This is a genomic window from Paenibacillus ferrarius, assembly GCF_002027705.1.
GTDB classification, from domain to species: domain Bacteria; phylum Bacillota; class Bacilli; order Paenibacillales; family NBRC-103111; genus Paenibacillus_E; species Paenibacillus_E ferrarius.
In genome coordinates this window covers 72,989-97,967 of record NZ_MBTG01000007.1, presented here as the reverse complement: position 1 = coordinate 97,967, position 24,979 = coordinate 72,989, and the positions used below count along the sequence as shown (strand labels likewise).

The following is a 24,979-nucleotide window of genomic DNA, read 5'->3' as shown; positions in this document are numbered from 1 at the left end:
CCATGGGAGTATTTACAAGAATGAAAGATATGACAAAAGCATCAATTCACGAGGTATTGGATAAAATCGAGGATCCGATCGTTATGTTGAATCAATATCTGCGCGATATGGAGCAAGAAATCGCACAAGCTGAAGTAACCGTTGCTAGACAAATTGCAAGTGAGCGCAAGCTGAAACAACGTTTGGAAGAATCCGTTCGCTTGGTAGCTGACCGTGAAGGCAAAGCGTCCGCTGCCATCAAAAATGGTCAAGAAGCTATTGCCCGCCAAGCTGTTGAAGAGAAATTGTATCACGAAGATAAAATCGCTGAGTATACAGATCTATATGCATCCGCCAAAGCGCATGCGGATGAGCTGACACAACAACTTCACGAAATGAAAGACGAATTCTACAAAATGCGCAACAAACGCAACGAGCTCGTATCCCGCGCTCAATTAGCGAAAGCTAAAAAGCAAATGGCGCAAGTCTCCTACAATGGTGTCATCGAAAGCGGCAGCGCATCCCGCGGCTTCCAACGCATGGAAGAGAAAATCATCCAATTGGAAGTAGAAGCGGAAATCGCCCGCAAGCCTTATGTTCCTGCAGGTTCAGTAGGCAGCTACACACCTGTTGATGTAGCCAAACAAGCCAAAGTCGATGAGCAGCTGAATTTGCTGAAAGAAAAACTAAGCGTTAAAGAAGCAGAGTAAATTATGATTGAAGTCGGGCCCCTCTTGGTGAGGGGCTTTTTTGTGTGTCTGAGCCATCCGAAAAAGCAGCCTCAGGGGGTGAATTACGGCATCGATTTTGTGGTGACACATGTGATCAAAAATCGACATGCAGCATGAAAAAAGCCATTCAGCTCCCCGATATGACCCAACAAGCGTTGTTTCTCCAAATTTCCCGGGAAATATTGGTTTTAATGTCGAAAGCCAAGAAAGCCATACTAAAGGGAAGCTGGATATAGAGGCAGATTTGCTCATTAACAGCAGCAAGGGGGGACTTAGAATGGGCAAAATAGTCTCAAAACTACGAAGGCATCTTCCATGGATTAGTCTCGGCTGTACCTTAGTCGGATGTTCTGCCACAAACTTACATACGGAATCGGCACCCAAACAGTTGTCCCGCAATGAAGCTCCACTTGCAACAGCGGGCGTCGCACCTTCAGCTCTGCCGATAGCTCCACCTCCTGGTCTGCCCATAGTTCCACCCTCCAATCCCTATACGGAAGAAAAAATGACGGTGGAAACTCGACATTTCTACACGGGCCCCCCGCATCGGGCAACAGAAGTGTCATCGGGCAAAGTTGCCTATCTCACTTTCGATGATGGTCCTTCCGAGAACACACGGAAGATCCTTCGTGTTTTGAAAAGTTTTGGAGTTCGTGCGACTTTTTTCGTTGTCGGGTCTGACACCGCTGAGGGCAGATCGCTGTATAAGGAGATTGATGCCGCAGGCCACGCCCTTGGCAATCATTCGTACTCGCATGAATACAACCGTATTTATAAGTCTCCAGAGGCTTTCATGAAAGACGTACATAAGCTGGATCAGCTGCTGGAAGAAACGGTCGGCTACCGCCCTGATATTTTGCGATTTCCCGGAGGGTCGAATAATCATTTGAGCTGGAAGCCTGGGGGCAAGGGCATTATGAGTAAAGTTGCTCGCGCGGTAAAAGTCGAGGGTTACCAGTATTTTGACTGGAACGTCAGCTCGACGGATGCCGCTGCGCCTGTGCAGGATAGGGACATGATTATTGATGCCGTGACAAGCGCGAGCCGCGGCAAGAAGAGCATTATCGTGCTCATGCACGATAGCACTTACAAAACGACAACCCTAGAGGCGCTGCCAATCGTGATTGGGAAGCTGCAAGCAGCCGGCTTTCGCTTCGATAAATTGAATAAATCTTCGTTTACATTTCAATTTTTGACGCCATAAAAGAACCCAACAGCGATTAATCTGGCGGGTTCTTTTGTTTTTCCGTGATTTCAGCCAAGAGATAATCATAAGAATTTCAACCTTTTTGAAGAGATTTATCCACTCTTTTTCCATTAAATAACAGATAAAATAAGCGATATAACCACAGTACAGTACGAGGTGAGGTCATGAGTGAAATTCTTGTCCGCATGGAGGGAATTGAGAAGCATTTTCCTGGTGTGCACGCCTTGCATCAGTGCCGTCTGGAGTTAGCAGCTGGTGAAGTGCATGCGCTTGTCGGCGAGAATGGCGCGGGAAAATCGACGTTAATGAAAATTGCAACGGGTGTTTATCAAAAAGATGAGGGACGAATCTTGGTCAAGGGCGAGGAAGTGAATTTCTCCAATACACGAGCGGCTCAACTTATGGGCATTTCGATGATTCATCAAGAGTTGAATCTGATGCCGGATTTGACGATTGCCCAAAATATTTTTATTGGGCGTGAACCGAGATGGGGCATGAAACTGTTCGTCGATGATCGCAAGCTGAACGAGCAGGCGCAGCGGCTGCTGGAGGAGATGAATCTTCAGCTCGATCCGCGCACCAAAGTCGCTGAGCTCACTGTCGCCAAGCAGCAAATGGTTGAAATTGCGAAAGCCTTATCGTTCCAATCGGAAGTGCTGATCATGGATGAACCCACAGCAGCGCTAACGAATGCGGAGATTGAAGATTTGTTTCGAATCATCGAACAACTACGAAGGCGTGGGGTTGGCATTGTCTATATTTCTCATCGGATGGAGGAACTGAAGCGAATTACAGATCGCATCACCGTGATGCGAGACGGTCGTTACATTGATACGGTGCAGACCAAGGACACCACCATCGAACAAATCATTACGATGATGGTTGGCCGCGAGCTGTTCGTCGCTTCGCAGCAGCAAGAAGCTGGCACATCGGGGTCTCGGGTGCTTGAGGTGAAGAACTTGAACCGCGGCTCAGCAGTGAAGGGAGTGAACTTCCATCTGGCCAAAGGTGAAATTCTTGGCTTCGCCGGTCTGATGGGAGCCGGGAGAACCGAAGTGGCGCGAGCCATTTTCGGAGCAGACGCGCTGGACACGGGTGAGATATTCATCCACGGGAACAAAGTGCAGATCAAAGCTCCGCACGAAGCGGTGAAACACGGAATTGGCTATTTATCCGAGGATCGCAAACGCTATGGGCTTATGGTTGATATGGATGTGAAGACGAATATTGCGATAGCTTCTTATCGTCAGGTGAGGCGTCTGCTCGGATGGATGAATGACAGTAAGATGGACCAGTCTGCTTCACAATTCGTGGAAGCGCTTCAAATCAAAACGCCAAGCATTCATCAGCAGGTTAAATATCTCTCCGGCGGCAACCAGCAGAAAGTTGTTATCGGCAAATGGCTGCTGCGCGATTGTGACATTCTGATCTTCGATGAACCGACGCGAGGCATCGATGTCGGCGCGAAGACAGAGATTTACAAGCTGTTGGATGAGCTGGCGTCGCAAGGGAAATCGATCATCATGATTTCTTCCGAGCTGCCCGAAATATTGCGCATGAGCCACCGCATCATGGTCATGTGCGAAGGCCGAATCACCGGCGAGCTGCGCCGGGAGGATGCAACCCAAGAAGCAATTATGAAATACGCTACGATGCGGATCAGTTAGTGGAAGTCTTAGGAGGAGTCTTATGTCAATTTGGCTTGAACGTAAAAAGATAGTTCCCACCATGCTCAGCCAAACAGGTGCGGCCCAAAAGCTGCTGGCTTTCGCAAGCTTAATTATGCTGGTGATCATATTCTCTGTGGCTTCCGGCAACTTTTTTCAGTTCGACAACATCGTTGCGATCATGCTCTCCACCGCCGTTATTGGCGTACTTGCGCTTGGTTCAACGTTCGTCATCATCACTTCCGGCATTGATCTGGCCGTCGGAACCGTCATGACCTTCTCCTCGGTGATGGCTGGCGTCATCATCACAACTTGGCATTTGCCCATGCCGCTGGGAATTATCGGAGGCATACTCACCGGAGCGGTATGCGGCCTCGTAAGCGGGCTTCTCGTCGCCAAGATGAAGATCCCACCTTTCATCGCAACATTAGCCATGATGATGGTGACCAAGGGCTTATCGCTCGTTATATCAGGAACCAAACCGATTTATTTCAACGATACACCATTATTCTCGAAGATATCCATGGGATCAATCATCAGTTCCATCATTCCCGGCTTGGAAATCCCGAATGCTATTCTCATTTTCTTTGGCGCTGCTATTATTGCCAGCATTGTTCTATCCAAAACGATTATTGGCCGTTACAACTTCGCCTTAGGGAGCAACGAAGAATCCACGAGGCTTTCCGGTGTTAATGTGGATTATTGGAAAATTGTTATCTACTCGCTGACTGGCTTGTTCAGCGGTCTCGCCGGCATCATGATGGCCTCCCGGCTTAATTCTGCGCAGCCTGCGCTCGGCTCCGGCTACGAGCTGGAGGCAATCGCCGCTGTCGTTATCGGTGGAACCTCCTTAAGCGGCGGCAAAGGTTCCATCCTTGGAACCGTTATCGGGGCTCTCATCATGAGCGTGCTAACCAACGGCCTGCGCATCTTGTCTGTCAAGCAAGAATGGCAAACGGTTATTGTAGGTATTGTCGTTGTATTGGCGGTCTATGCAGATATGATGCGGCGCCGCAAGAAATAACCATCGGTATTCACTCCATGTCGGAGTTTGATACAACAAAATATGAAACGTAAGGGGAGATCGGCTTTGCATACACGGAACAAGAAATTTGCGGTAGTTTCATCCTTATTAGTGGTGACAGCGTTGATGTTAGGGGCTTGCGGCTCCAAAACGACGGATACCAAAACAACGGGGGCATCGGCTGCGCCAGCAGCAACCGCAGCGCCTGTGGCGGCAAAGGCCGATAAGCTCTATATTCCTGTCATTTCAAAAGGCTTCCAACATCAATTCTGGCAAGCTGTTAAGCAAGGGGCGGAGAAAGCGGCCAAAGAATTTAATGTGGAGATAACTTTTGAAGGCCCGGAAACAGAAACACAAGTGGATAAGCAAATTGAAATGCTGCAGGCCGCACTTGGCAAAAAACCAGCTGCGATTGCTTTCGCAGCACTGGACAGCAAAGCAGCTACCCCGCTGCTGGAGAAGGCTAAGGCCGGCAAAATCCCGGTTATCGGCTTCGACTCCGGTGTCGACAGCGATATTCCGGTAACGACTGCTGCCACCGATAACAAAGCAGCCGCAGCTTTGGCAGCGGATAAAATGGCTGCGCTTATCGGCAACGAAGGCGAGATCGCACTGGTTGTGCATGACCAAACAAGCCGCACGGGGATTGATCGTAGAGACGGCTTTACGAATCGGATTAAAGAGAAATATCCGAATATCAAAATTGTCGATACGCAATATGGCGGCGGCGATCAGTTGAAATCCACCGATCTGGCGAAGGCTATTGTGCAAGCGCATCCCAATGTCAAAGGTTTCTTCGGTGCGAATGAGGGCTCGGCTATTGGTGTTCTTAATGCAGTGACCGAGCTGAAGAAAGAAGGCAAAATCGTCGTCATCGGCTACGATTCCGGCAAACAGCAAATGGCCGCGATTCGCAGCGGCAAAATGGCCGGTGCCATCACGCAAGATCCAATCGGCATCGGGTATTGGTCGGTGAAGGCAGCTGTTCAAGCCATTAAAGGAGAAACCGTTCCGAAATCGATTGATACGGGCTTCCACTGGTACGACAAAACGAATATTGATGCGGCGGATATTAAGCCGCTGCTCTACGAATAAGCTGGAAGAGGCTGCGCCCAATGGGGCAGCCTCTATTGTTATTTTATGGAATTGCTGTGTACAATGAATGTAGCGCTTGATTCCGATCAGAGGTGAAGCCCATATGTACAGAATCATCCTAATTGACGATGAAGATGAAGTCAGGCAAGGCATCAAGCGAAAGACGAATTGGGAAGCCTGCGGCTTTCAGTTGGTCGGTGATTTCGATAATGGCAGAGATGCCTATGAGGCGGTAGAAAGGCTTCAGCCGGATGCCGTCATTACCGATATTTGCATGCCGTTCATGGATGGATTGCAGCTTGCCACGTTGATTTCTGCGAATTACAGGGACACGAAGGTGATTATTGTAACCGGATACGAGGACTTCGATTATGCGAAGCAAGCCATCAAGCTCAAGGTGAAAGATTATTTGTTGAAGCCTATTAACTCAGCGGAGTTTACCGAGTTTCTGCATAAGCTGAGACTTGAGCTGGATGAAGAACGAGCACAGAGAGAGGATGTTACCTTCCTCCGCCATCAGTTTCGCGAAAGCATGCCGCTGCTTCGGGAACGTTTCCTCGAAAGATTAGTCACCTCCTGTATCAGAGCGGATGAGATTGAACGCAAGTTCCAGCTATATGGACTCTCCTTGCAAGGTCCGGGTTATACGGCGCTTGCCCTTGATATTGATGAGTTTCATCGCGAGGCTTACATAGACCAATTGGCGGAAGAAGAGCTTTTGCGTTTCGCTGCCTATAACATTTTGCATGAAATTGTGGAAAAAGAGCACGGCGGTATTGTATTCCGAACACGTGACGATAAGCTTATTGCACTGATTTCCGGAGATCCGCAGCTGACCCAGCTAACCTGTCAAACGCTTGCCGAGCATGCGAGGCACAGTATCGAGAAATATTTGAACATGACCGTAACCGTGGGGATCGGACGATCGTACGAAAGCCTGCGAGAGCTGCCCAAATCGTTTCAGGAAGCTTTATCTGCACTGGATTACCGATTTTTGCTGGGGAAGAACCGTATTATTTCGATTGGAGATATGGAGCACGGGAGCAGCCTAGACAATCTTAGCTACACGCATATGGAGAAGAGGTTGGTCTCATCAATTAAGACGGGTGACAAAGCGGCTGTAGCCCAAACCTTGCAGGAATGGATCGACGAGATGAAGAGGGCCGGCTGTTTGATGGATAAATGCTATGGCAAAATGAATAAATTGCTCGTTGCTTTAATGAATGTCTTGGCCGAAACGGGATTTGAAGAAGCAGCCGTGCTGGGGGATCATTCGTTCATGGAGCTGTATGGCAAGAGAACGTTGGATGATATGCAGCTTTGGTTAGAGACTATTTGCTTGGCGCTCGTGGAACTGCTCTCGGATAAACGAACCAAGGTTTCGCAAGCCCAGATGGAAGCCGCAGTCGCCTACATTCATGAGCATTATGCGGACGAACAGCTCTCGCTTCAGCAAGTGTGCAGTCAAATTTATATGAGCATGAGCTACTTCAGCGCATTGTTCAAACCTCATACCGGCATGACTTTCGTGGAGTATGTGACGCGGTACCGTCTGGAGAAAGCCAAAGATATGCTGGCGGCTTCCCAGCTGAAGACCTACGAATTGGCGGCAAAAGTTGGCTATAATGATCCGCAGTATTTCAGTGTTATTTTCAAAAGGAACACAGGCATGACCCCCAAAGAATTTAGGGCGGCGCACAAAGGCAAGTTGAGCTTATGAGAATGTGGAGTCGCCCTATGCAGTTCAAAAGCATCCATACGAAGATCGCGCTGGCCTTCTCCTGTCTCATCCTGTGCACAACGGTGATTCTGAGTTACAGTGCCTATCGTCTTTCGACCGCTGCTGTGACGGATACTTCGCTTGAATATACCAAGCAGTTGATTGATCAGGTGGATAAAAACATACAGACCTACATCGGCAACATGGAAAGTATTGCTACCTTATCTTTGAGTAATACCGACCTCAAGCGGTACTTGGCGTTGAACAATCCTAATGAGTCCGACGGCAAGCAGCTGGCGAATCAGATTAGCAGTTATTTTCATACGATCGTTGCCTCACGGAATGATATCGCTTCCATTTTATTTGCAGGCTCTAACGGAGCCTTAGTTTCTGACCGGACGGGAAGCGAGTTTAAACCTTTTTCCGAATTAGTTGCCCAAGAATGGTATGCCAAAGCGAGCAAAGGCAGCGGGGAAGTGACGATTTCCTCTTCCCATGTGCAGCACCTGTATCCGGATGAATACAAGTGGGTCGTCTCGATCAGCAAGCAAATGCCGAACCCTCTGCCGGGGGCAGCAAGTGGTGTTCTGCTCGTAGATCTGAATTATAACGTGATTAATGATCTATGCAATCAAATTCAGCTGGGCCAACGAGGTTATGTGTTCATTCTAGATCAAACCGGCGATCTCATTTTCCACCCACAGCAGCAGCTTATTTATTCGGGGTTGAAATTCGAGGATATTCCTACGCTTATGCAAGCCAAAGAGGGGACCTTCTATACCCAGGAGACGGAGTCTAATAAAATCTATACCGTCAGCACCACGAGCTTTGGCTGGAAGATCGTTGGAGTTACCTATGCGGGGGATTTGATAGGAAATAAGAAGGAAATGCAGCTGACTTCTCTGATGTGGGGGGGCATCGCCCTCATTATTGCTCTGACGATATCCATCCTGTTGTCCATCACGCTCACAAGACCGATCAAACAGCTGGAAGTTCATATGAAGCAGGTGGAAAAAGGGGATTTCGACATTCGCGTCGATGTGGAAGGCGCGAATGAAATCAGTAAGCTGTCACGCACGTTTAACCTGATGATCGCCAAAATCAAAGAGCTGATGAATCAGACTCTGGAAGATCAAGAAGTCAAACGGATTAGTGAGTTGAAGGCGCTGCAGGCGCAGATTCAGCCCCATTTTCTATACAATACGCTGGATTCTATCATTTGGATGGCGGAAATGGAAAAGGTGGATGAGGTGGTCACCATGACCTCAGCCTTGTCCAAGCTGCTTCGTTCGAGCATCAGCAAAGGGGAAGAATTGATTCCGATCGCAGTGGAATTGCAGCATATCCAGAACTACTTGACCATTCAGAATATCCGGTATCGGAATAAATTTACGTATGCGATTGAGGTTGATTCGGATTTGCTGAGCAGCAGCATTTTGAAAATTATTTTACAGCCGCTAGTCGAAAATGCGATCTACCATGGCATGAAGCATCTGCCGGAACGGGGTCATATTCGCATCACAGGACGCAGAATCGGTGGGATGATTGAGCTTAAAGTAATAGATAACGGCGTAGGGATGAGTGAAGAGCAGCTCAAAGGCTTAACGCTGAAAACCCGGCAGACAGAGTCGGGCAAGGGCTTTGGCTTGCACAATGTCAATCATCGCATACAATTATATTTCGGCGAGCTGTACGGCTTGCAATTCGAGAGCGAGCTGGAAGAAGGCACAACCGTAACCGTTCGCATACCGGATATCCCGCCTAATGAAAGTCAAAGCGAGAAGTGAGGTGCCAGTTTGAAAGTTAGAGTAAGCGCTATTGCGATAGCCATCCTGCTGATTATCCTCGTGACAACTGCGTATTTCCTTCTGTCCAAAGGCATAGAAAGCAAGAATAGATCGCTGATCCTCATCCCTAAGACCACAAATCCGCATGTGGAATTTTGGCGTGTTTTGAATCAAGGGGCTAGTACCGCAGCCAAAGAATACAATACGGAAGTGAAAGTCATCGGTACCCCATCCGAGTCTGACATTGATGAGCAGATCAAGCTGGTGGAAACGCTCATCGCGGAGAAGCCCAAAGCCATCATTTTAGCTGCTACAGATTATAATCGGTTAGTTCCCTCTGCGCAAAAAATCATCAATGCGGGCATTACGCTCATTACCGTGGATTCCGGTCTGGAAGGCGGGATGTCTGCCAGCTTCATTGCAACTGACAATTATGCCGCAGGGCGCAAAGCGGTGGAAACCATGAAAAACTATGTGCAGGGTCCTGCCAACTATGCGATTGTCAGCTTTGTCAAAACGTCTAAGACGCAGATGGACAGGGAAAACGGGGTTCGCGATCATTTGCAGCAAGATCCGTCCGTACAGATTTTAGACACGCTGTATAGCAACGGCTCGGAAGAAAAAGCCTATGAGCAGACCAAAGAGCTCCTTGCCAAGCACTCGGATATTCGCGGGATTTTCGGCCTGAACGAGGTATCTACGATTGGCGCCGCTAGGGCGCTTAAGGAGCTTGATCCAGAGAGGAAAATTAAGCTGATCGGTTTCGATAGCTCAATGAATGAGATCGCTTTTCTGGAAGCGGGGATTTTGCAGGCGACCGTCGTGCAGAAACCTTTCAACATGGGTTATTTAGCGGTAAAAACAGCCATTCAGGCATCGGATGGTCATAAAGTCAGCACAACAGTGGATACAGGCTCAGAGGTGATTACCAAAGATAATATGTATACCAGCGAAAATCAAAAGCTGTTATTTCCCTTCGTAGAGAAGTAAAATAAGGGCTATGAGAGGGGCTGGCTGCGATGCCTGATGTGTTACAGATTGGACCGCTTCAACTGCAAGGAAAATTAGCCGCAATGCTGCTAGCTGTCCTAGTAGGCTTATGGGTTATGCGGATTGTTTCAAAAAGATTCAGTCGAAATGCTGAGACGCCGTTTGCAAAATCAGTAGATGACATCGCCTTTAACGCGGCTTTGATCGTCATTTTGACTTGGAAATTGGGTATTCTATTGACTCAGCCTTCCATATGGAAAAGTCCCTTGAAAATCCTGATGGTGCCCGGCTCCAGCACAGAGCTGCTGCTAGGATTGCTGCTTGCTGGCGGCTATACGTATATGCAACTACGCAAACATCGCATTCCGCTCTATGTGTTCTTCGATATGTTGACGATGGGGCTGACGGCTGTCTTGTTCCTCGTCTGTGCGCTGATTCCGGCCTACGGCTTGCCAACCACTCTGCCATGGGGCATTGGTGTCGAAGGCACCGTATCTCGCTTTCATCCTTTTCATGCCTATACAGCCCTTTTGCTTGTTCCTCTGCTGATTTGGCAGCATGTTCGGGAAGGGCGCAACCGTTCGTTAGGACAAGGCATCCTGCTTAAATATTCGCTGCTTTTTGGCGGTGCGGCAGGGATGTTGGCCAGCTTGTTCGCGGCTGCTGAAGCAACCGTCGTATACCTGAGCGTACCGCAGCTTGCGTACCTGTTCATGCTCATTCTTGGAATGCTTCTCCCAACTTTGGCACATAATACTGGCAGAAGGGAGCTGAGTACCATGAGTCAAAATGATTCCAAAACCCAAATTCAGCAAGAGCAGCAAAACAAAGAGCGTGAGAAGGCCGCACCGGCAGGTAAAGAGGGCTTTGTTGATAAAAAACTGGACGGTCCCAACCGGCCATCAACATGAGCAAGGACCAGAAGCAGGCTGCCTCCGCTCAGGACCAGAGTGAGCTTGACCCGTTCGAAATTAACTTTCTCCCGCAATTTGAGCAAGGCCGTGGTCCTCATGAAGCTTTCGTGAACGAGCACGGCGTTGTCATCGGTGATCACGAGTATGAATCCGACAATTCTCCGCTGGAGCAGTGGACGGCCGAGACCGATCCCGAAGTCATGGCGGGGGACGAGTGGGTTCATCCCTATAAGGATATTGGCTTCCAAAGCGCCGAGAACCGCGACTACTTTGAGAAAGGGATCGCGCCGCAAGGCGGTATATTCACGCATCCGGATAAGGATGTTTCTTTCGATCCTGGCGAGAGCACCACGAAGCAAAAGGAAGATGAGGCGTGATTAATCAACCGGATTTACAACAAAGAGGCCTGCCGAGCAATTCGGTGGGCCTTTTGCTTAGATATAAGAGTTTAAATGTTTTGGAGTGAACGTGGAGTTATTCCAGCTGCCTCCATGGAGGTGAAGGGAACTATAGTACGCTATTCTAGCAAAAAGAGTCCTTATCCCGAGGTTGTGGGAACTACAGTACGCTATTTTGCTGTTTCGTGAGAAATTCAGCGCTTTTCGTGGAAATAAGACCCTGTAGTTCCCCTAAGAGCCTCGCCTTCCTGCGATTTGCCTAAATAGCGTACTACAGTTCCCTTACTCCGTCTGTCGATAAGAAGAGGCTGATCTCTCAGACCGGCGAAGCCGTTTTGCTTAATGTATTCGCACATAAATAATGAACCTTTTATCAACTCAGATTGTTTATAGTGTAAAAAGAGAGGTGAATGCATTGACGGAAAAGGACGTATTCGACCTGCATAAGAAGGAAGTTTATCGAACCTGTTACTTCATGCTTCAGCATGGAGCAGATGCGGAAGATGTCTGCCAAGAAGTATTCATAAGCGTGTTCAGACACGATTGGCGACAGGTCGAATATTTGAAAACGTGGATTCTGCGAGTCGCGGTAAATCAATGTCTGAACCATCTGAAGAAGCATTCTCGCGATCGTGCGAAGCGTCTCAGATGGCAGCAAGGCCACACGCAGGCTTCGGAGAAGACGGTGGAAGCTATTCTTGCAGATAAGGAATCAGCCATGGAATGCGCGCAGCTATTAGAGCGACTGCCCGATAAGATGAGAGTTGTCGTCTCCCTGCGTTATTTAAATGAATACAGCTTAAGTGAAATTTCCGATATCGTTGGCATCCCGCTAGGAACTGTCAAATCGCGTTTGAACAAAAGCCTGCATATGATGAGGCGCATGGTAGAAAAGCATAGCGTAGATTCCCGACAAGGAGGCAGCACTTATGGACAAGGCAGAACAAACCTTTTCTCGGTTTTTAGACGATAATCAGGAGATGGCTTACCCCGATTTCGATAAAATGTGGGAAAGAATTGAACCGAGCCTCCCCAGTGAAAGAACGGCTCTGAAGGCTGTTGATTTATCTTTGCCCAGGAAAAAAAGATACCGTAAAGTCGTAATTCTTGCAGCATTCGCGGCCATTCTGGTCGCAACACCAGTCTTTGCAGCCTTTACATATAACTGGGAAAGCTTATTTCCGCATCGCAGCGGGATTCAGGCTGTTTTGCAGCAAGGGCTGGGTCAAATTATCGATCAATCTGTTACACATGAAGGCATTAAGCTGACAGTCAATAAAGCCATTGTAGATGATAATCGCACTGTTATTTTATATAGCCTCAGCGCTCAAAAAGGGTCCGTGAAAGATATGTATTTTACCGAAGTGACGATGAAGGACAGCCAGGGCAAGGCTATTGAAGGCAATCGGTTTCAGCGCTGGGATGAAGCGACCCAATCGATGAACGGCTACTTCGAAACGGAGTGGACCCCCAAACAGTCGGAAGATGATGTCCAGTTCACAGCGCAGAAGCTGCATTCTTTCACGACCGTAGAGAGAGAGCTTGATTTCAATCCGATGAGCGGTCAAACAGGATCATTTGCCATTCACCAAGACGGCATTGATAATCTGACGCTTCGGCCTTTTGAACAGGGGGAGAAGACGTTGTTGAAATCGGCCATCACCTTTAACGACCCCGAGGCCAAAATGTTGGCATACCCGAATATTGCCGTCTACAAAGATGGCGTTCTTCTCAAAAGTGACGGCCATGATGTATTTGGGACACCTGGGGAGCACGGTGAATATACAGGCCAGCAAGCCTTTAAGACGGAGGAACTCAAGTCATCTGGAATTAGTTATAAACTGAGCTATACCAAAGAAACTCGACGTGTGGACGAGGCGTGGACGTATCAGCTTCATTTGGACAAAAAGCAAATGCTCAGCGGCACGGTCAAGCAGAACCTGAACATCCGCATGGAGGACTTAGGTATCGCTATGGTGCTAAAGGAAATGATTATTACACCAACACAAATTCGCGTGAAGGCTAGCCATGAGAAATATATTCGGTTTCCTTATTTGAATTATGAGCTTGATATAGCAGGCACAATCTTGCATGGCGGGTTCTCGGCTGGTCAAGGCGAACCGGATGAAACAACCTTTCGTTTTGAGCGGCCGATAGGCCTGCAAATCAAGGAAGACACGTCCATAAAGCTTGTGGCCAAGTATCAGGTGGAGGAACACAAGGATGCCAAAGATCCGATTCGACTTAGGAATATTAGTGAGAAGAAGCAGACCATAACGACCCAGGTTGGCGGATATCCAGTCGTATGGACTTACTATAGGCAGGATCATAATCTGTTCGTGCAGAGCGAAAGTGCCGATCCTAGCTTTGGCGGCGTGAACCAGACCTATATGGGCAAAGGAGAGCAGCGCTTGATTGGAAAACCGATCACGGCAAATTTCAGCGGTGATGGCAATAATCAGGCGATCGACATGTACGCTAATTATGAGAAAAATGAAGCCGAGCTGAACATCTTCTGGTACTATACCGAGAAACCTGAGCAATCTTTGAAGGTAGAACTAATTCCTGCGAATTAATGGAATACACGTGCCGGGCACTTTGCTTTCATCGCCAACGGATGTATAATAGAATGAATACCATTTACGTTTTATTATTAACTATTAAATCCTAAGGGGTGGCACATATGGCAATGTCTTTTGATTCGTACATGAAAGATATGGTTAAACCGATGAGAGAAGATTTGACTCGTCTAGGTATTACAGAACTTCTAACGCCAGAGCAAGTGGAAGAAGCGATCGAAAAATCGAAAGATGGCACAATGCTGCTTGTCGTTAACTCCGTTTGTGGTTGCGCAGCAGGTCAATGTCGTCCAGGCGTGGCAAAAGCGCTGCAAAACGACACACTGCCTACTTACACGTACACCGTGTTTGCTGGACAAGAGAAGGATGCAACTGCGAAAGCGCGTGAATTCTTGGCGCCGTACCCGCCTTCATCCCCATCCATCGCATTGTTCAAGAATGGTGAGCTGGCTCACTTCATTCAACGTCACCAAATCGAAGACCGTTCCGCGGACATGATTGCTGGCGATTTGATTGGTGCTTTTAACGAATATTGCAAATAAATGTAAGACCAAAAAAGGCTCTTTGCAGTTGCGGCTGCGAGGGGCCTTTTTTCTTGTGGTTCTGGTTTTGCGCTTAAAGAGCAGCTTATTTATCCAAATATTTATAGCATTCAATATAGAATTCATCAGGTTCATCCATAAATAGATAAAGTCGATCAACAATTTGCCGTTTTCCAAACAGACGGATCATCGTGATTTCATTTTTTAATTGAATAAGCACGTTGGGCTCAATCACGAGGGGAGTAACGGATGTTTTTAAATCATGTTTCGTTAGTTTTTTATAATGAATGATTGAGACGGACGCAATATTAGCGATATCAATATCAATTGGTGATGACAGTTGAATGCCATATTGAATACGGATACTTTGGTTTGAAAGCAAAATCGGATTTAAACACATAGCTCGATAATCGGCAATTAATAAGAAAATGATATATATATTTCCCAATGAAAGCAGCCATGCAACGGTAGGTGACCACTGCGACAGAAGAAGATGAATACAAACACCTTCGATTAATAATATTTTGGATAAAATCAATATGGTGATTAGCCAGCTTGAATTTTTGTGATAACTAAATGAAGCAGCACCCGTTCGTACATAAGGTTTTTTTCTCCACGCCATAATAGCGTAGTAAAAGATAGATACATCATGAACAAGTAAAGAGGCTATTTTCGAGTTGTTGAATGCTCCTTCAATAGCTTTTCTAACGATTTCTAGCGGCGGGCGATTCGTAGCTCTGTTGGCTCTAAAATAATTAATAATTTGAAAGATTTTATAACCTTCATAACAAAGGAACAGCAGCTCCAGCGGGATGAGTGTGTATTTGACAAATTCAAGTGTTTCTTGCCCCGTATGAGGTATCAAAAACTGTAAAGCTATATACCCAAAGAAGGCGAAGGGAAGTATGGATATGATTTTTTTATTGATTTTTCGATAAATGAGGAAGTAAAGCAATAAGGGGATAACAGCGATGAAATCTAATGCAATACCTACGGTCAGAAGTTGATTATTCGCTTGGTACATCTGGGACTTAACAATTACGAAATCAATTAGGATTATAAACAAGCTTATGCCTAGGAAATAACCTATGTTGCTTTTATAAAGTTTGAACATACTGTAAGTCTCCTTTCAATATGTATCTCCATTTATTATACAGGCTGGCCTTTGAAATTTGAAGTGCGAAAGTCTATACTAATCTGTAAAGCACAATGGGCTTCCTAAACGAAAGAAAAAGGTGGAGAGAACGATGAGTTTGCAAACCGATATTATTGCGAAGCTTGGCGTGAAACCGGAAATTGATATTGATGAAGAAATTCGCAAACGCGTGGATTTCCTGAAGAATTATGTGCTGGGTGCAAACGCGAACGGTCTGCTGATTGCAATCAGCGGCGGCATTGACAGCGCGGTAGCGGCTGGCTTATGCAAGCAAGCGACGGACGAGCTGACAGCGGAGAAGGGCAAGGAGTACAAAACCGTTGGCGTATTCCAGCCTTACGGGCAGCAAGTCGATATCGAAGACAGCTATGCGGTGGCGAAGGCTTTTGATTTGAAACATCAAATCGAGAATAACATTGAAGAGGCTGTCGATGAAATCGCCATTGAAGTTGAGTATGGACTCAAGCATATCGGCGTGCATCAGCATGTCAGCCGTGGCGGCAAAGGCAACATCAAAGCGCGCACTCGCATGGTGATGCAGTATGCGCTGGCTTTTGAACTGGGCTTGATCGTTGTTGGCACAGACCATGCCTCTGAAGCGATCACAGGTTTCTTCACCAAATATGGCGACGGAGCGGTCGACATTACACCACTGAGCACGCTGAACAAGCGCCAAGTGCGCTCCTTGGCAGCGAAGCTGGGCGTTCCGCAGAGCGTGCTGGATAAAGCGCCGACAGCCGGCCTATGGGACGGTCAAACGGACGAGAATGAGCTGGGGATTACATACGGCGATAACAGCGACTACTTGGAAGGCAAGCAAATATCGGCTGAGGCGCAAGAGAAGCTGGAGAAGCAATATTTGAAGACGGAGCATAAACGGATTCCGATTCCAGGTATCTAATATAACCAACCCCCGACCATAATGGTCAGGGGTTGTTGTTCATCTATGGCATGCGAGCGCCGCGGGAGCTCTCGAGCAAGGTGTACCATTCTTCGCGTGTCATGGTTTCGGAAATGCGCACAGCATCCTGGCAAGCAAGGACGCGCTTATCTGAGGAAGTACCGATGACTGGCTGAATGCGCGCAGGGTGTTTCATTAACCAACCCAGAACGATTGATTCTGGTGTTGTTTCTTTTTCCTTAGCCATTTTTTGTACGAGCGTGGCTGTGTTCTTGATCGTCTCAGGCGCATCTTCCGGTACGCTGCCGGAGAATTTGCCTTGGGCCAGCGGGCCCCAAGCTTGAATTTGGATATCGGCCATTTGGCAATGCTCCATGATGCCATCAGCAAAGTTCACGCCGAGGCCGTCCTTTTGATTGACCAAGATGCCTTGTTCAACCCAGTCGATGCGAGCCAAGCTCATCTCCAGTTGATTCACTACGAGCGGCTCAGGCAGTGAATTTTGAATGAAGCGAATTTGGGCAGAGCTCATATTGGATACCCCGAAATGCCGCACTTTTCCGGCGGAACGCAGCGTGTTGAAGGCTTCTGCGATCTCTTCCGGCTCCATGAGCGGGTCAGGACGGTGCAGCAGCAGCACATCCAAATGTTCCACGCCTAGTCGCTGCAGAATACCATCAACTGAGCTTAGGATATGACCTTTGCTGAAATCAAAGCGCTGTGGATTCACTTCGTCTTGAAAGCGAATACCAACTTTGGATTGCAGAATAATTTGGTCGCGCAGATCAGGTCTTTTTTTGAGGATTTCGCCAAAAATAGATTCGGATTTGCCTCTTCTATAAATATCGGCATGATCAAACATGGTAATGCCTATGGATAAGGCAGCTTCCACTGCTTTCTCAGCAATGATGTAATCTTCTTTGGTATAAGGGGCGTTGTTCCATTCTCCGCCAATTCCCATACAACCGAAAACGATCCGGCTATTGGAGATTCCGCGTTTTTCTAGCGGCATAATTCTCATTCAGTTGGCCTCCTAGCAATTTAGTCTATGTCCAGTATACCCCTTGTTCAGGGATCGTAGAAGAACTGAAAATAGAGTGACTTACTTACCTTGAAGTAAGCAGGGGGGGAGAGACGGAAGAAAAAAAGGTGTGAACCTTGACCGCTGGCGCAGAATCATGTAAATTGAACCCAAAATGCAGGAAGAAAAGTGGGGCATAGCCACGATGATTATTGGAGTTGGAACAGATTTGGTTGAAATCGCGCGACTGCGCAAAATGCTGGAGGGCTCATCAGGCGAAAGATTTCTGGAGCGTATTCTGACGCCTCAGGAGCGGGAGCTGGCACAGCAGCGGCGTGGTCGGCTTGCGGAGTTTGCTTCCGGCCGTTTTGCAGCGAAAGAAGCGATTGTCAAAGCGATTGGCTGCGGAATAGGCAAGCAAATCGGCTTTCAGGACATTGAAGTGCTGCCGGATGCTCTGGGCAAACCGATCTGCTCAGTGAGGGAAGAAGCACTGCTGCGGGCAGGCCTAAAAGGCAGCCATCGACTCCATATTAGCATTACGCATACAGAAACAATGGCTGCCGCTTATGCGATTGTGGAGGAGCTATAAAGAAGGGCCCAGCAAGCACGAATGATATGCGTGCTTGCTGGGCCCTAGCTATATCGCTATGGCTGCTATTTTTTGGAGCTTAGCCAGTCGGTGAGCAGTCCGATTTCTTCTTCGGACAGCTTCGTTTTGTAGACGGGCATGCCGCCCCCGCCGTTCTTGATTTGGTTCGCGATTTGCTCGCTGCTCAGCTTGCTGCCGACCTTCTGCAAATTCGTCTTGACGCCGACTTTGCCCTCCAGATCCACACCGTGGCAGCTGATGCACTTGTTCGCGGTGAAGAGCTCCTGCGCCTTCACGTACGCAGGGTTGCTCTCGCTCGCGGCGGTTGCGGCCGGTGCCTTCGGGGTGGCGCTGCCGCCCGAAGTGCCGCCGCACGCGGCTAGCGCGAGCATCATCGGCGCAAGGATGAGCGCGCCGATAGTTAGCCGCCGTGCTGCGCGCTGCGGCGCTGTGCTGCTGCCGGATGAATCGTCCGGCAGCTTGTTGTCGTTCAGGCTTGCGTCGCCGCAAGCCTGTTTGGTTTGTTTCAGCATGAGCTGCCCCCTATGCTTGATTGTGTTTGCTGGCAGCTGTGGTGGAGCTGCCATTTTGCTTATCCTCTCCCGAGCCCGCCGAGAGGCCGAAAAACTACCGCCCCCAAACCCGCAGCATATACCCGCCGGCAATCAGGCTAATGCCGCCCATGCCTTCGAGGATGACAGCGGAATAGCCCAAATACCACACGCCCATCAGGGCAGTCAGTGCGAACATCCACAAGCCAAGGTAGATCATTGGCCTGCCGAGCAGGAGGCCAACCTGCACGAACCCGATTGCGAGGATGAACGCTCGCAGCACAGGGCTGAACAACGGCCCGACAGCGCCGATGGCCTCGAGCAGCGCAATGGCTGCGATGAGCATCACGCCTGGCAGCAGAAGCAGTGCTGGATGTCCCCATCCACTCCGTTCAGCGGAGTCATTCTTGCGGAAGTCTTTGCGCAGGCTCCAAAGTTGGATTAAGCTCGCCACAACGGCGGTGATGAAAGCCGCTTGCTTCAACCAATCCAAGTCGCGCCAGTAAATGGCGAAGTCCATAATAGCGCTGAACATCCACTCGGCGCCCCAGATGAATAACAAGGGGATTAATGCGCGAGCGTCGCCAATCCATGCTTTCCTTTTATTTGCCAAATCGGTTTGCTTCGTGTTTTGCATACATTCACCTCTAGTTTTATGTTCCACACTTCTCGTATAATGGAGACATGTCCATTCATTCATTATAACTGGAACGCGCCCCATAGAGAAGGAGAGCTCATGTACAGCGAAGAACAAAAGCAATATTTTTCCAGAAATCTACTGGATTGGTACCATACACATAAACGCGATTTGCCATGGCGCCGAAGTAAAAACCCTTATTATATATGGATTTCCGAAGTCATGTTGCAGCAAACTAGGGTGGATACGGTCATTCCGTATTTCCATCGGTTCATTGATCAATTCCCAACGGTGGAAGCTTTGGCAACAGCGCCGGAGGAGAATGTTTTGAAGGCCTGGGAAGGTCTTGGATATTACTCTCGGGCCAGAAATCTGCAAACGGCTGTGAGAGAAGTTCACGAGCGTTACGGCGGTATTGTTCCCCAGACCAAAGAGGAGATTTCCTCGCTGAAGGGTGTTGGTCCGTATACATCGGGGGCGGTTCTAAGTATCGCTTACAATAAGCCAGAGCCCGCTGTGGATGGGAATGTAATGCGGGTATTGTCACGTTATTTTCTCATTGAAGAAGATATTATGAAGCCGTCGACTCGAACCGTTATGGAAAAGCTGGCGCGTGAATTGATTTTGGAGGGAACGGCAAGTGATTTCAATCAAGCGTTGATGGAGCTTGGGGCGATGGTGTGTACGCCGCGTTCGCCGCACTGTCTGACGTGCCCGGTTATGGCATTTTGCTCTGGGCGTGAAGCTGGCATGGAAGAGGCTTTGCCTATCAAGAAGAAAGCCAAACCGCCGCGCCCCGAATTGCGGGCTGTAGCCCTTATTGAAGGAACAGGCGAACATGAAGGAAAGTGGCTGATTAGACAGCGGCCGCAAGAAGGCTTGCTGGCTAGGATGTGGGAGCTTCCGCATGTGGCTTGGGGCTCTGAGGGATGGCTTTCCGATGAGGATAATGGCAGCCTGCTTCGCCAAAACCTCGCCGATCAAGAGCAAATTCTGATCCAGCCTGACGAATGGTTCATGGATACGGAGCATATTTTCAGCCATATTGTCTGGAAAATGAAGGTTTACCGCGCGAAGCTTGGCGACGCCAATCGTCCAGGTCATGGGGGAGAATGGATTCCGTTTCATTATCGCTGGGTTGGACCGGAGGAGCTGCATCAGTACGCTTTTCCGAATGTTTTCTTGCGCATTATGAAAGAATGGCAGGAGCGAAGCGTAGATTAGGTTGGTTTGGGGAGCTCGGGGCATAGTCCTGGGCTCTTTTTTGCGCACAAAAGCTGCCCAGTTGCACGCATGCAAAGGCAGCTCTTCTTTTTATCCTCAGCGAATTTCAGCTTTAATAGCATCCACATTTCGCAAGGTGATCAATTTTTTATCCGTTTGAATAAGCCCATCATCGAGCAGCTCTTGCAGCACTTTCGTGACAGACTCCCGCACGGTGCCTACCATATTGGCAATTTGCTGATGGGTAAGTTTAACGTTAATCAACAGGCCGTCGGCAGTGGGGACACCATGCTGCTCAGATAGTCGGATGATGGTTTTCATGATGCGGGAACGAACGCCTAGGAAGGTGAGATCATATATTTGTTCATTCGCCTGGCGAAGCCTGCCCATCGTTGTTTCTAGAAGCTTTAAGAGGAGCTTCGGGCTCTTTTCCATGTATTGGCCAAATACGGCATGATTTAATATGTAAAATGTACAAGGCTCCAGCGTCTCTGCGGTAGCTGAACGGGTATGCCCGCTGCCGATCAGGGACATTTCTCCGAAGAAGTCGCCATCTCGAAACAAAGCAAGGATAATCTCTTTTGCTTCATCCAATCTGTAGATCTTGATGACACCTGATTTAATAAGGAAGAATTCCCCGCCGTCATCGCCTTCAAAAAATAAAATACTGCCTTTTTTCACCTTTTTCTCTGTAAATAAAGGCGCTAATCCCTGTAAATCATCTTCCGTAAGCTGCTGGAAGAGGGGGACATTTTGAAGTAAAGAAATGATTGTTTTCATTGTTCATTCATCTCGTTTCGGTCCTAGTAAACGACCAGTTGTTCGCCGATTTTGGCTGCCCTGATGTTGAAGGTGGCGCCATCCATTCAGTCCGTTGGTTCAATCTCTTGAACCTAATTATATCGTACAGCTTTCCAGCGATTGCGTAAAGAACTTCTGATCCGTGTATTTGACGCACTCCCAAGCTTCGAAAACAAAAAAAGGAGCTGCCAAGTAGATTCTACTTGGGACAGCCCCTTTTTAGATAGGAATTAATGCTTATTTCGCTGCGTCGTAACGTTTGCCAACTTCGGACCAGTTCACAACGTTCCAGAACGCTGCGATGTAGTCAGGGCGTTTGTTTTGGTAGTTCAGGTAGTAAGCATGCTCCCAAACATCCAGACCAAGGATCGGCGTTTCGCCTTCGAAGATCGGGCTGTCTTGGTTCGGCAAGCTGTATACTTTCAATTTGCCGTCTTTGTCAACAGCTAGGAAAGCCCAGCCGGAACCAAAGCGTGTAGTAGCTGCAGCAGCGAAGTCAGCTTTGAATTTCTCAAAACCGCCAAGCTCGCTCTCGATAGCTGCCGCCAAAGCGCCTGTAGGTGCTCCGCCTGCGTTAGGTGCGATTGTTTCCCAGAAAAGGGAGTGGTTCGCGTGTCCGCCACCGTTGTTGCGAACGGCAGTGCGGATATCTTCCGGAAGGCTGTTCAGGTCAGCGATTAGGTCGTTAAGGGATTTCTCGTGCAAAGCTGGGTGTTTGTCCAGAGCTGCATTCAAGTTTGTTACATAAGCATTATGGTGACGGTCGTGGTGAATTTCCATTGTTTTTGCATCGATATGCGGCTCGAGTGCATCGTTTGCGTACGGAAGAGCTGGTAATTGATGTGCCATTGTATAAATACCTCCTAATATTATGTAGTTTCAACTTCATTATGAAGGAATTTCGATAATAAAGCAACATGTATGTTTACTAAGTCAGACGCCACGACGTTCAAGCTCGTGAATGATTTGACTATGGATGTGCGTGCCTTGCTCGTTGAGCCAAGGAGATAAATCACTCATAGCCCTATGATTGAATTGAAGTTCAATCTCCGTCCATTCACTGGGCTTCATAGAGCTTAATACTTGTAAGTCACGTATATTCCGTGGGTAGGTTGAAGAAGATTCCTCTTGGTCAGACATGGTTTCACCTCGCATTCATCCTATACAATCCGAAGTTTTACCGCTTTTTATACATGTGATGTGAAATTTGTCGAATGTATTTAATTATTTTGCCGCCGGGAGGCAGACCTCTATGGTAGTACCCTCATTTTCTACACTTGAAACTTTGATTGTGCCGTTGTGATTCTCAATGATCTTCTTGCTCACCATGAAGCCGAGACCAGTTCCGGTTTCCTTCGTTGTTAAGAAGGGCTGTCCCAGCTTAGCCAGAATATGCTCAGGGACTCCGCATCCTTGATCAATGAAGCGCAAAAGTATCGTATCTACGTTGGTACGGTTTAATTGAATCTGGATTTTGCCCCCATGCGGCATCGCTTCAATGGCATTTTTGATGAAATTGATACACACTTGTTTCAATTGATTTTCATCACCTAGTACGTAAGTGGCACATGGTTCAAATTCGGTTACGATTTGCACGTTGTTCATATTCGCTTGCGATTCCAGCAGTGTTGTGACTTGACGCAGAAGAATCTGAATATCCTTGCGTTCGGTATGAATGAGCTGAGGCTTAGCCAAGATTAACAGCTCGCTTAGAATCATCTCGATGCGTTCAATTTCCGAAGAAATGATATCAAAGTACATGGGCTTTTCGGTCCTGCCGGATCTCAAAAGCTGCATAAAACCTTTGATAGCTGTAATAGGGTTGCGGATTTCATGGGCGATGCCTGCAGCGAGTTGACCAGCAATTGACAGCTTTTCGGAGTTGATTAATAATTCTTCCGCTTGCTTAGAGGTAGTTAAATCTCTCAGTGTAAGAGCCCAGCCAATAGGTTTCCCTGTCTCATCTTGGATGCTAAATAACGAGATCATAACAGGGAGGTCGTCGCCATTTTTTTTCTTTCGAACCGTCTCGAGACAATAGGGCTGCAGTTGTTCAAGCGCTTCGAGGCAACCGGCCCTAGATTTATCAGGGATGAAGGGGAAGTCAAATACATTGATGCCGACGATTTCCTGGGATGACCATCCGAATGTTGCTTCAAAAGCGAAATTAATTTTCACCACGTCGTATTCCGTATTGATCATCATGACTGGATCAACATTATGATTGATGAAGGATTCGAGTTTTTCTTTTGTTGCCCGCAGCTCATTTTCAGCTTTTTTACGCAGGGTGATATCCCTACCCACACCGACTACTTGTGAGAGTTTTCCTTGTTCATCGCAAATCATTTTAACCGTCGTTTCGAACCAAACATAATGTCCTTGCTGATGACGAACACGGCATTCAAACATATCGACGTCGCCATCGTTAAAAAGACCTCTCTGAAGAAAGTCCTCGAGATCGTTAGGATGCCATAAATCGGTCATCATCTTTCCGATCATTTCCTCGGGTTCATAACCAAGCAAACGGCGAACAGCGGGAGAGATATAACGCGTCATGGAGTCTGGCGTAGCAAATGTGATAATGTCCAGCGCATTGTCCGAAATAAGGAGAGATAAGGCCTGAGCTGCCTCTAATTTCGCCATCATCTGCATACGTTCCGTAATGTCCCTGGTTACGATAATGATTTCGTTTAATTCCCCCGTGTCCGCATCCTTAACGGTAATCCCTGCGGCTTCGAGATGTAAGTATTCGCCATCCTTTTTACGTATTCGATAGGTAAGATTAGAAAATTTACCGGTTTGAACAACCTTTTGATAATCTTGAAGCGCGGTAGCATAATCGTCAGGGTGTATGAAAGCAAGTCCGGATTGGCCGATCATCTCCTCGGGCGTATATCCAAGGACTGCCTGACAGGAAGCAGATACCTCCAAATAGATGCCCTCTGGGCTATGAATCGTAATGAAATCAAAGCTTTGATTGACGATAGACCGAAACGTAAGATCCTTGCCATGCAAAAGCCGCTCATTCTCTTTCAGGCGATTCTCCACGTGCTTTTGATCGGTCAAATTAATGATTTGGGAAATAAAGAATTGAGGCGTATTGTCTTCATCCACAACGAGCGAAACGGCTAGCAAAGCCCAAATGAGATGTCCATCTTTATGAAAATAGCGTTTCTCCAGCTGATAGGAATCTCTTTGGAAGGCAAGCAGCTCGAACAGATGGTGATTATCTAGCTCCAGATCCTCCGGATGGGTAATTTCCTGAAAGGTCATCGTGTTTAATTCAGCTTCCGAGTATCCTAATATCGTGCAGATCGCAGGGTTTGATTTAAGTACGCGTCCATTCAAATCAACCAGAGTCATGCCAATGGGTGCGTACTTGAAAGCTTGCGTGAATAAAGATTCATTAACTAATCTATGGTCTAAGGACATGATGAACTACCTCCGGATTAATGCATAGGAC

The 24,979-nt window shown here is 47.8% G+C and carries 23 protein-coding genes; 16 read left to right on the top strand and 7 right to left on the bottom strand.

Features of this window, described 5'->3' with window-relative positions; translation table 11 throughout:
* Positions 1-2: 2 nt before the first annotated feature.
* The 13 genes from BC351_RS08815 to BC351_RS08755 all read left to right on the top strand — a co-directional run bounded on the left by BC351_RS08815 (position 3) and on the right by BC351_RS08755 (position 14,633).
* Positions 3-689 carry a PspA/IM30 family protein gene (locus tag BC351_RS08815; protein ID WP_079410847.1) on the top strand — a complete coding sequence of 229 codons (687 nt, stop codon included), beginning with the start codon at positions 3-5 and terminating at the stop codon, positions 687-689.
* Positions 690-987: 298 nt separating this feature from the next.
* Positions 988-1,914 (top strand): polysaccharide deacetylase family protein, encoded by a 927-nt coding sequence (locus BC351_RS08810; RefSeq protein ID WP_158082020.1) that lies wholly within the window; start codon positions 988-990, stop codon positions 1,912-1,914.
* 167 nt (positions 1,915-2,081) lie between these two features.
* Positions 2,082-3,584, top strand: coding sequence for a sugar ABC transporter ATP-binding protein (locus tag BC351_RS08805; RefSeq protein ID WP_079410843.1), 1,503 nt, complete (start codon positions 2,082-2,084; stop codon positions 3,582-3,584).
* Between the two features lie 22 nt (positions 3,585-3,606).
* On the top strand, positions 3,607-4,608 hold the full coding sequence (locus tag BC351_RS08800) for an ABC transporter permease (protein WP_208629652.1): 1,002 nt from the start codon (positions 3,607-3,609) through the stop codon (positions 4,606-4,608).
* Between the two features lie 126 nt (positions 4,609-4,734).
* A complete protein-coding gene (locus tag BC351_RS08795; RefSeq protein ID WP_144028328.1) occupies positions 4,735-5,703 on the top strand; it encodes an ABC transporter substrate-binding protein in 969 nt (322 codons plus the stop codon).
* A gap of 103 nt (positions 5,704-5,806) precedes the next feature.
* A complete protein-coding gene (locus BC351_RS08790; RefSeq protein ID WP_079410839.1) occupies positions 5,807-7,423 on the top strand; it encodes a response regulator transcription factor in 1,617 nt (538 codons plus the stop codon).
* 17 nt (positions 7,424-7,440) lie between these two features.
* The gene (locus tag BC351_RS08785) at positions 7,441-9,210 is read left to right on the top strand and encodes a cache domain-containing sensor histidine kinase (RefSeq protein ID WP_244208931.1); all 1,770 of its coding nucleotides are present in this window, start codon (positions 7,441-7,443) and stop codon (positions 9,208-9,210) included.
* Between the two features lie 9 nt (positions 9,211-9,219).
* Positions 9,220-10,200: a substrate-binding domain-containing protein gene (locus BC351_RS08780; protein WP_244208930.1), complete on the top strand. Its 981-nt coding sequence runs from the start codon at positions 9,220-9,222 to the stop codon at positions 10,198-10,200.
* A gap of 29 nt (positions 10,201-10,229) precedes the next feature.
* On the top strand, positions 10,230-11,111 hold the full coding sequence (locus BC351_RS08775; RefSeq protein WP_079410835.1) for a prolipoprotein diacylglyceryl transferase: 882 nt from the start codon (positions 10,230-10,232) through the stop codon (positions 11,109-11,111).
* Positions 11,108-11,491, top strand: coding sequence for a DUF3905 domain-containing protein (locus BC351_RS08770; protein WP_079410833.1), 384 nt, complete (start codon positions 11,108-11,110; stop codon positions 11,489-11,491). The genes BC351_RS08775 and BC351_RS08770 overlap by 4 nt, the downstream gene beginning before the upstream one ends.
* A 436-nt stretch (positions 11,492-11,927) precedes the next feature.
* Complete coding sequence (locus BC351_RS08765; protein WP_158082019.1) at positions 11,928-12,485, top strand: RNA polymerase sigma factor; 558 nt, start codon at positions 11,928-11,930, stop codon at positions 12,483-12,485.
* Positions 12,442-14,088: a DUF4179 domain-containing protein gene (locus tag BC351_RS08760; protein WP_079410829.1), complete on the top strand. Its 1,647-nt coding sequence runs from the start codon at positions 12,442-12,444 to the stop codon at positions 14,086-14,088. Before BC351_RS08765 ends, BC351_RS08760 begins: the two co-directional genes overlap by 44 nt.
* Positions 14,089-14,195: 107 nt before the next feature.
* Complete coding sequence (locus BC351_RS08755) at positions 14,196-14,633, top strand: BrxA/BrxB family bacilliredoxin (protein WP_079410826.1); 438 nt, start codon at positions 14,196-14,198, stop codon at positions 14,631-14,633.
* An 85-nt stretch (positions 14,634-14,718) separates the two neighbouring features.
* Here the strand turns inward: BC351_RS08755 and BC351_RS08750 are convergent, their stop codons facing one another.
* On the bottom strand, positions 14,719-15,747 hold the full coding sequence (locus BC351_RS08750) for a hypothetical protein (RefSeq protein ID WP_079410824.1): 1,029 nt from the start codon (positions 15,745-15,747) through the stop codon (positions 14,719-14,721).
* A gap of 133 nt (positions 15,748-15,880) precedes the next feature.
* On the opposite strand from BC351_RS08750, the gene nadE reads away from it, so the two are divergent.
* Positions 15,881-16,690 (top strand): ammonia-dependent NAD(+) synthetase, encoded by an 810-nt coding sequence (nadE, locus tag BC351_RS08745; RefSeq protein WP_079410821.1) that lies wholly within the window; start codon positions 15,881-15,883, stop codon positions 16,688-16,690.
* A gap of 43 nt (positions 16,691-16,733) precedes the next feature.
* Here nadE and BC351_RS08740 read toward each other — a convergent pair whose 3' ends face one another.
* Entirely contained in the window at positions 16,734-17,711 is a 978-nt protein-coding gene (locus BC351_RS08740) for an aldo/keto reductase (RefSeq protein WP_079410819.1), read from the bottom strand.
* A gap of 205 nt (positions 17,712-17,916) precedes the next feature.
* On the opposite strand from BC351_RS08740, the gene acpS reads away from it, so the two are divergent.
* Positions 17,917-18,303 carry a holo-ACP synthase gene (acpS, locus tag BC351_RS08735; protein WP_079410817.1) on the top strand — a complete coding sequence of 129 codons (387 nt, stop codon included), beginning with the start codon at positions 17,917-17,919 and terminating at the stop codon, positions 18,301-18,303.
* A 65-nt stretch (positions 18,304-18,368) separates the two neighbouring features.
* Here the strand turns inward: acpS and BC351_RS43845 are convergent, their stop codons facing one another.
* Entirely contained in the window at positions 18,369-18,836 is a 468-nt protein-coding gene (locus tag BC351_RS43845; RefSeq protein ID WP_279628319.1) for a c-type cytochrome, read from the bottom strand.
* Positions 18,837-18,930: 94 nt separating this feature from the next.
* Positions 18,931-19,491 carry a hypothetical protein gene (locus BC351_RS08725; RefSeq protein ID WP_079410815.1) on the bottom strand — a complete coding sequence of 187 codons (561 nt, stop codon included), beginning with the start codon at positions 19,489-19,491 and terminating at the stop codon, positions 18,931-18,933.
* 99 nt (positions 19,492-19,590) lie between these two features.
* Here BC351_RS08725 and mutY point away from each other — a divergent pair, with 99 nt between their 5' ends.
* Positions 19,591-20,715: an A/G-specific adenine glycosylase gene (gene mutY, locus BC351_RS08720; RefSeq protein WP_079410813.1), complete on the top strand. Its 1,125-nt coding sequence runs from the start codon at positions 19,591-19,593 to the stop codon at positions 20,713-20,715.
* A gap of 96 nt (positions 20,716-20,811) precedes the next feature.
* On the opposite strand, the gene BC351_RS08715 is transcribed toward mutY, so the two are convergent.
* The 3 genes from BC351_RS08715 to BC351_RS08700 form a co-directional block, all read right to left on the bottom strand.
* Positions 20,812-21,495: a Crp/Fnr family transcriptional regulator gene (locus tag BC351_RS08715; RefSeq protein WP_079410810.1), complete on the bottom strand. Its 684-nt coding sequence runs from the start codon at positions 21,493-21,495 to the stop codon at positions 20,812-20,814.
* A gap of 258 nt (positions 21,496-21,753) precedes the next feature.
* Positions 21,754-22,365: a superoxide dismutase gene (locus BC351_RS08710; protein WP_079410808.1), complete on the bottom strand. Its 612-nt coding sequence runs from the start codon at positions 22,363-22,365 to the stop codon at positions 21,754-21,756.
* Positions 22,366-22,740: 375 nt separating this feature from the next.
* On the bottom strand, positions 22,741-24,948 hold the full coding sequence (locus tag BC351_RS08700; RefSeq protein ID WP_079410802.1) for a PAS domain-containing sensor histidine kinase: 2,208 nt from the start codon (positions 24,946-24,948) through the stop codon (positions 22,741-22,743).
* Between the last annotated feature and the right edge of the window lie 31 nt (positions 24,949-24,979).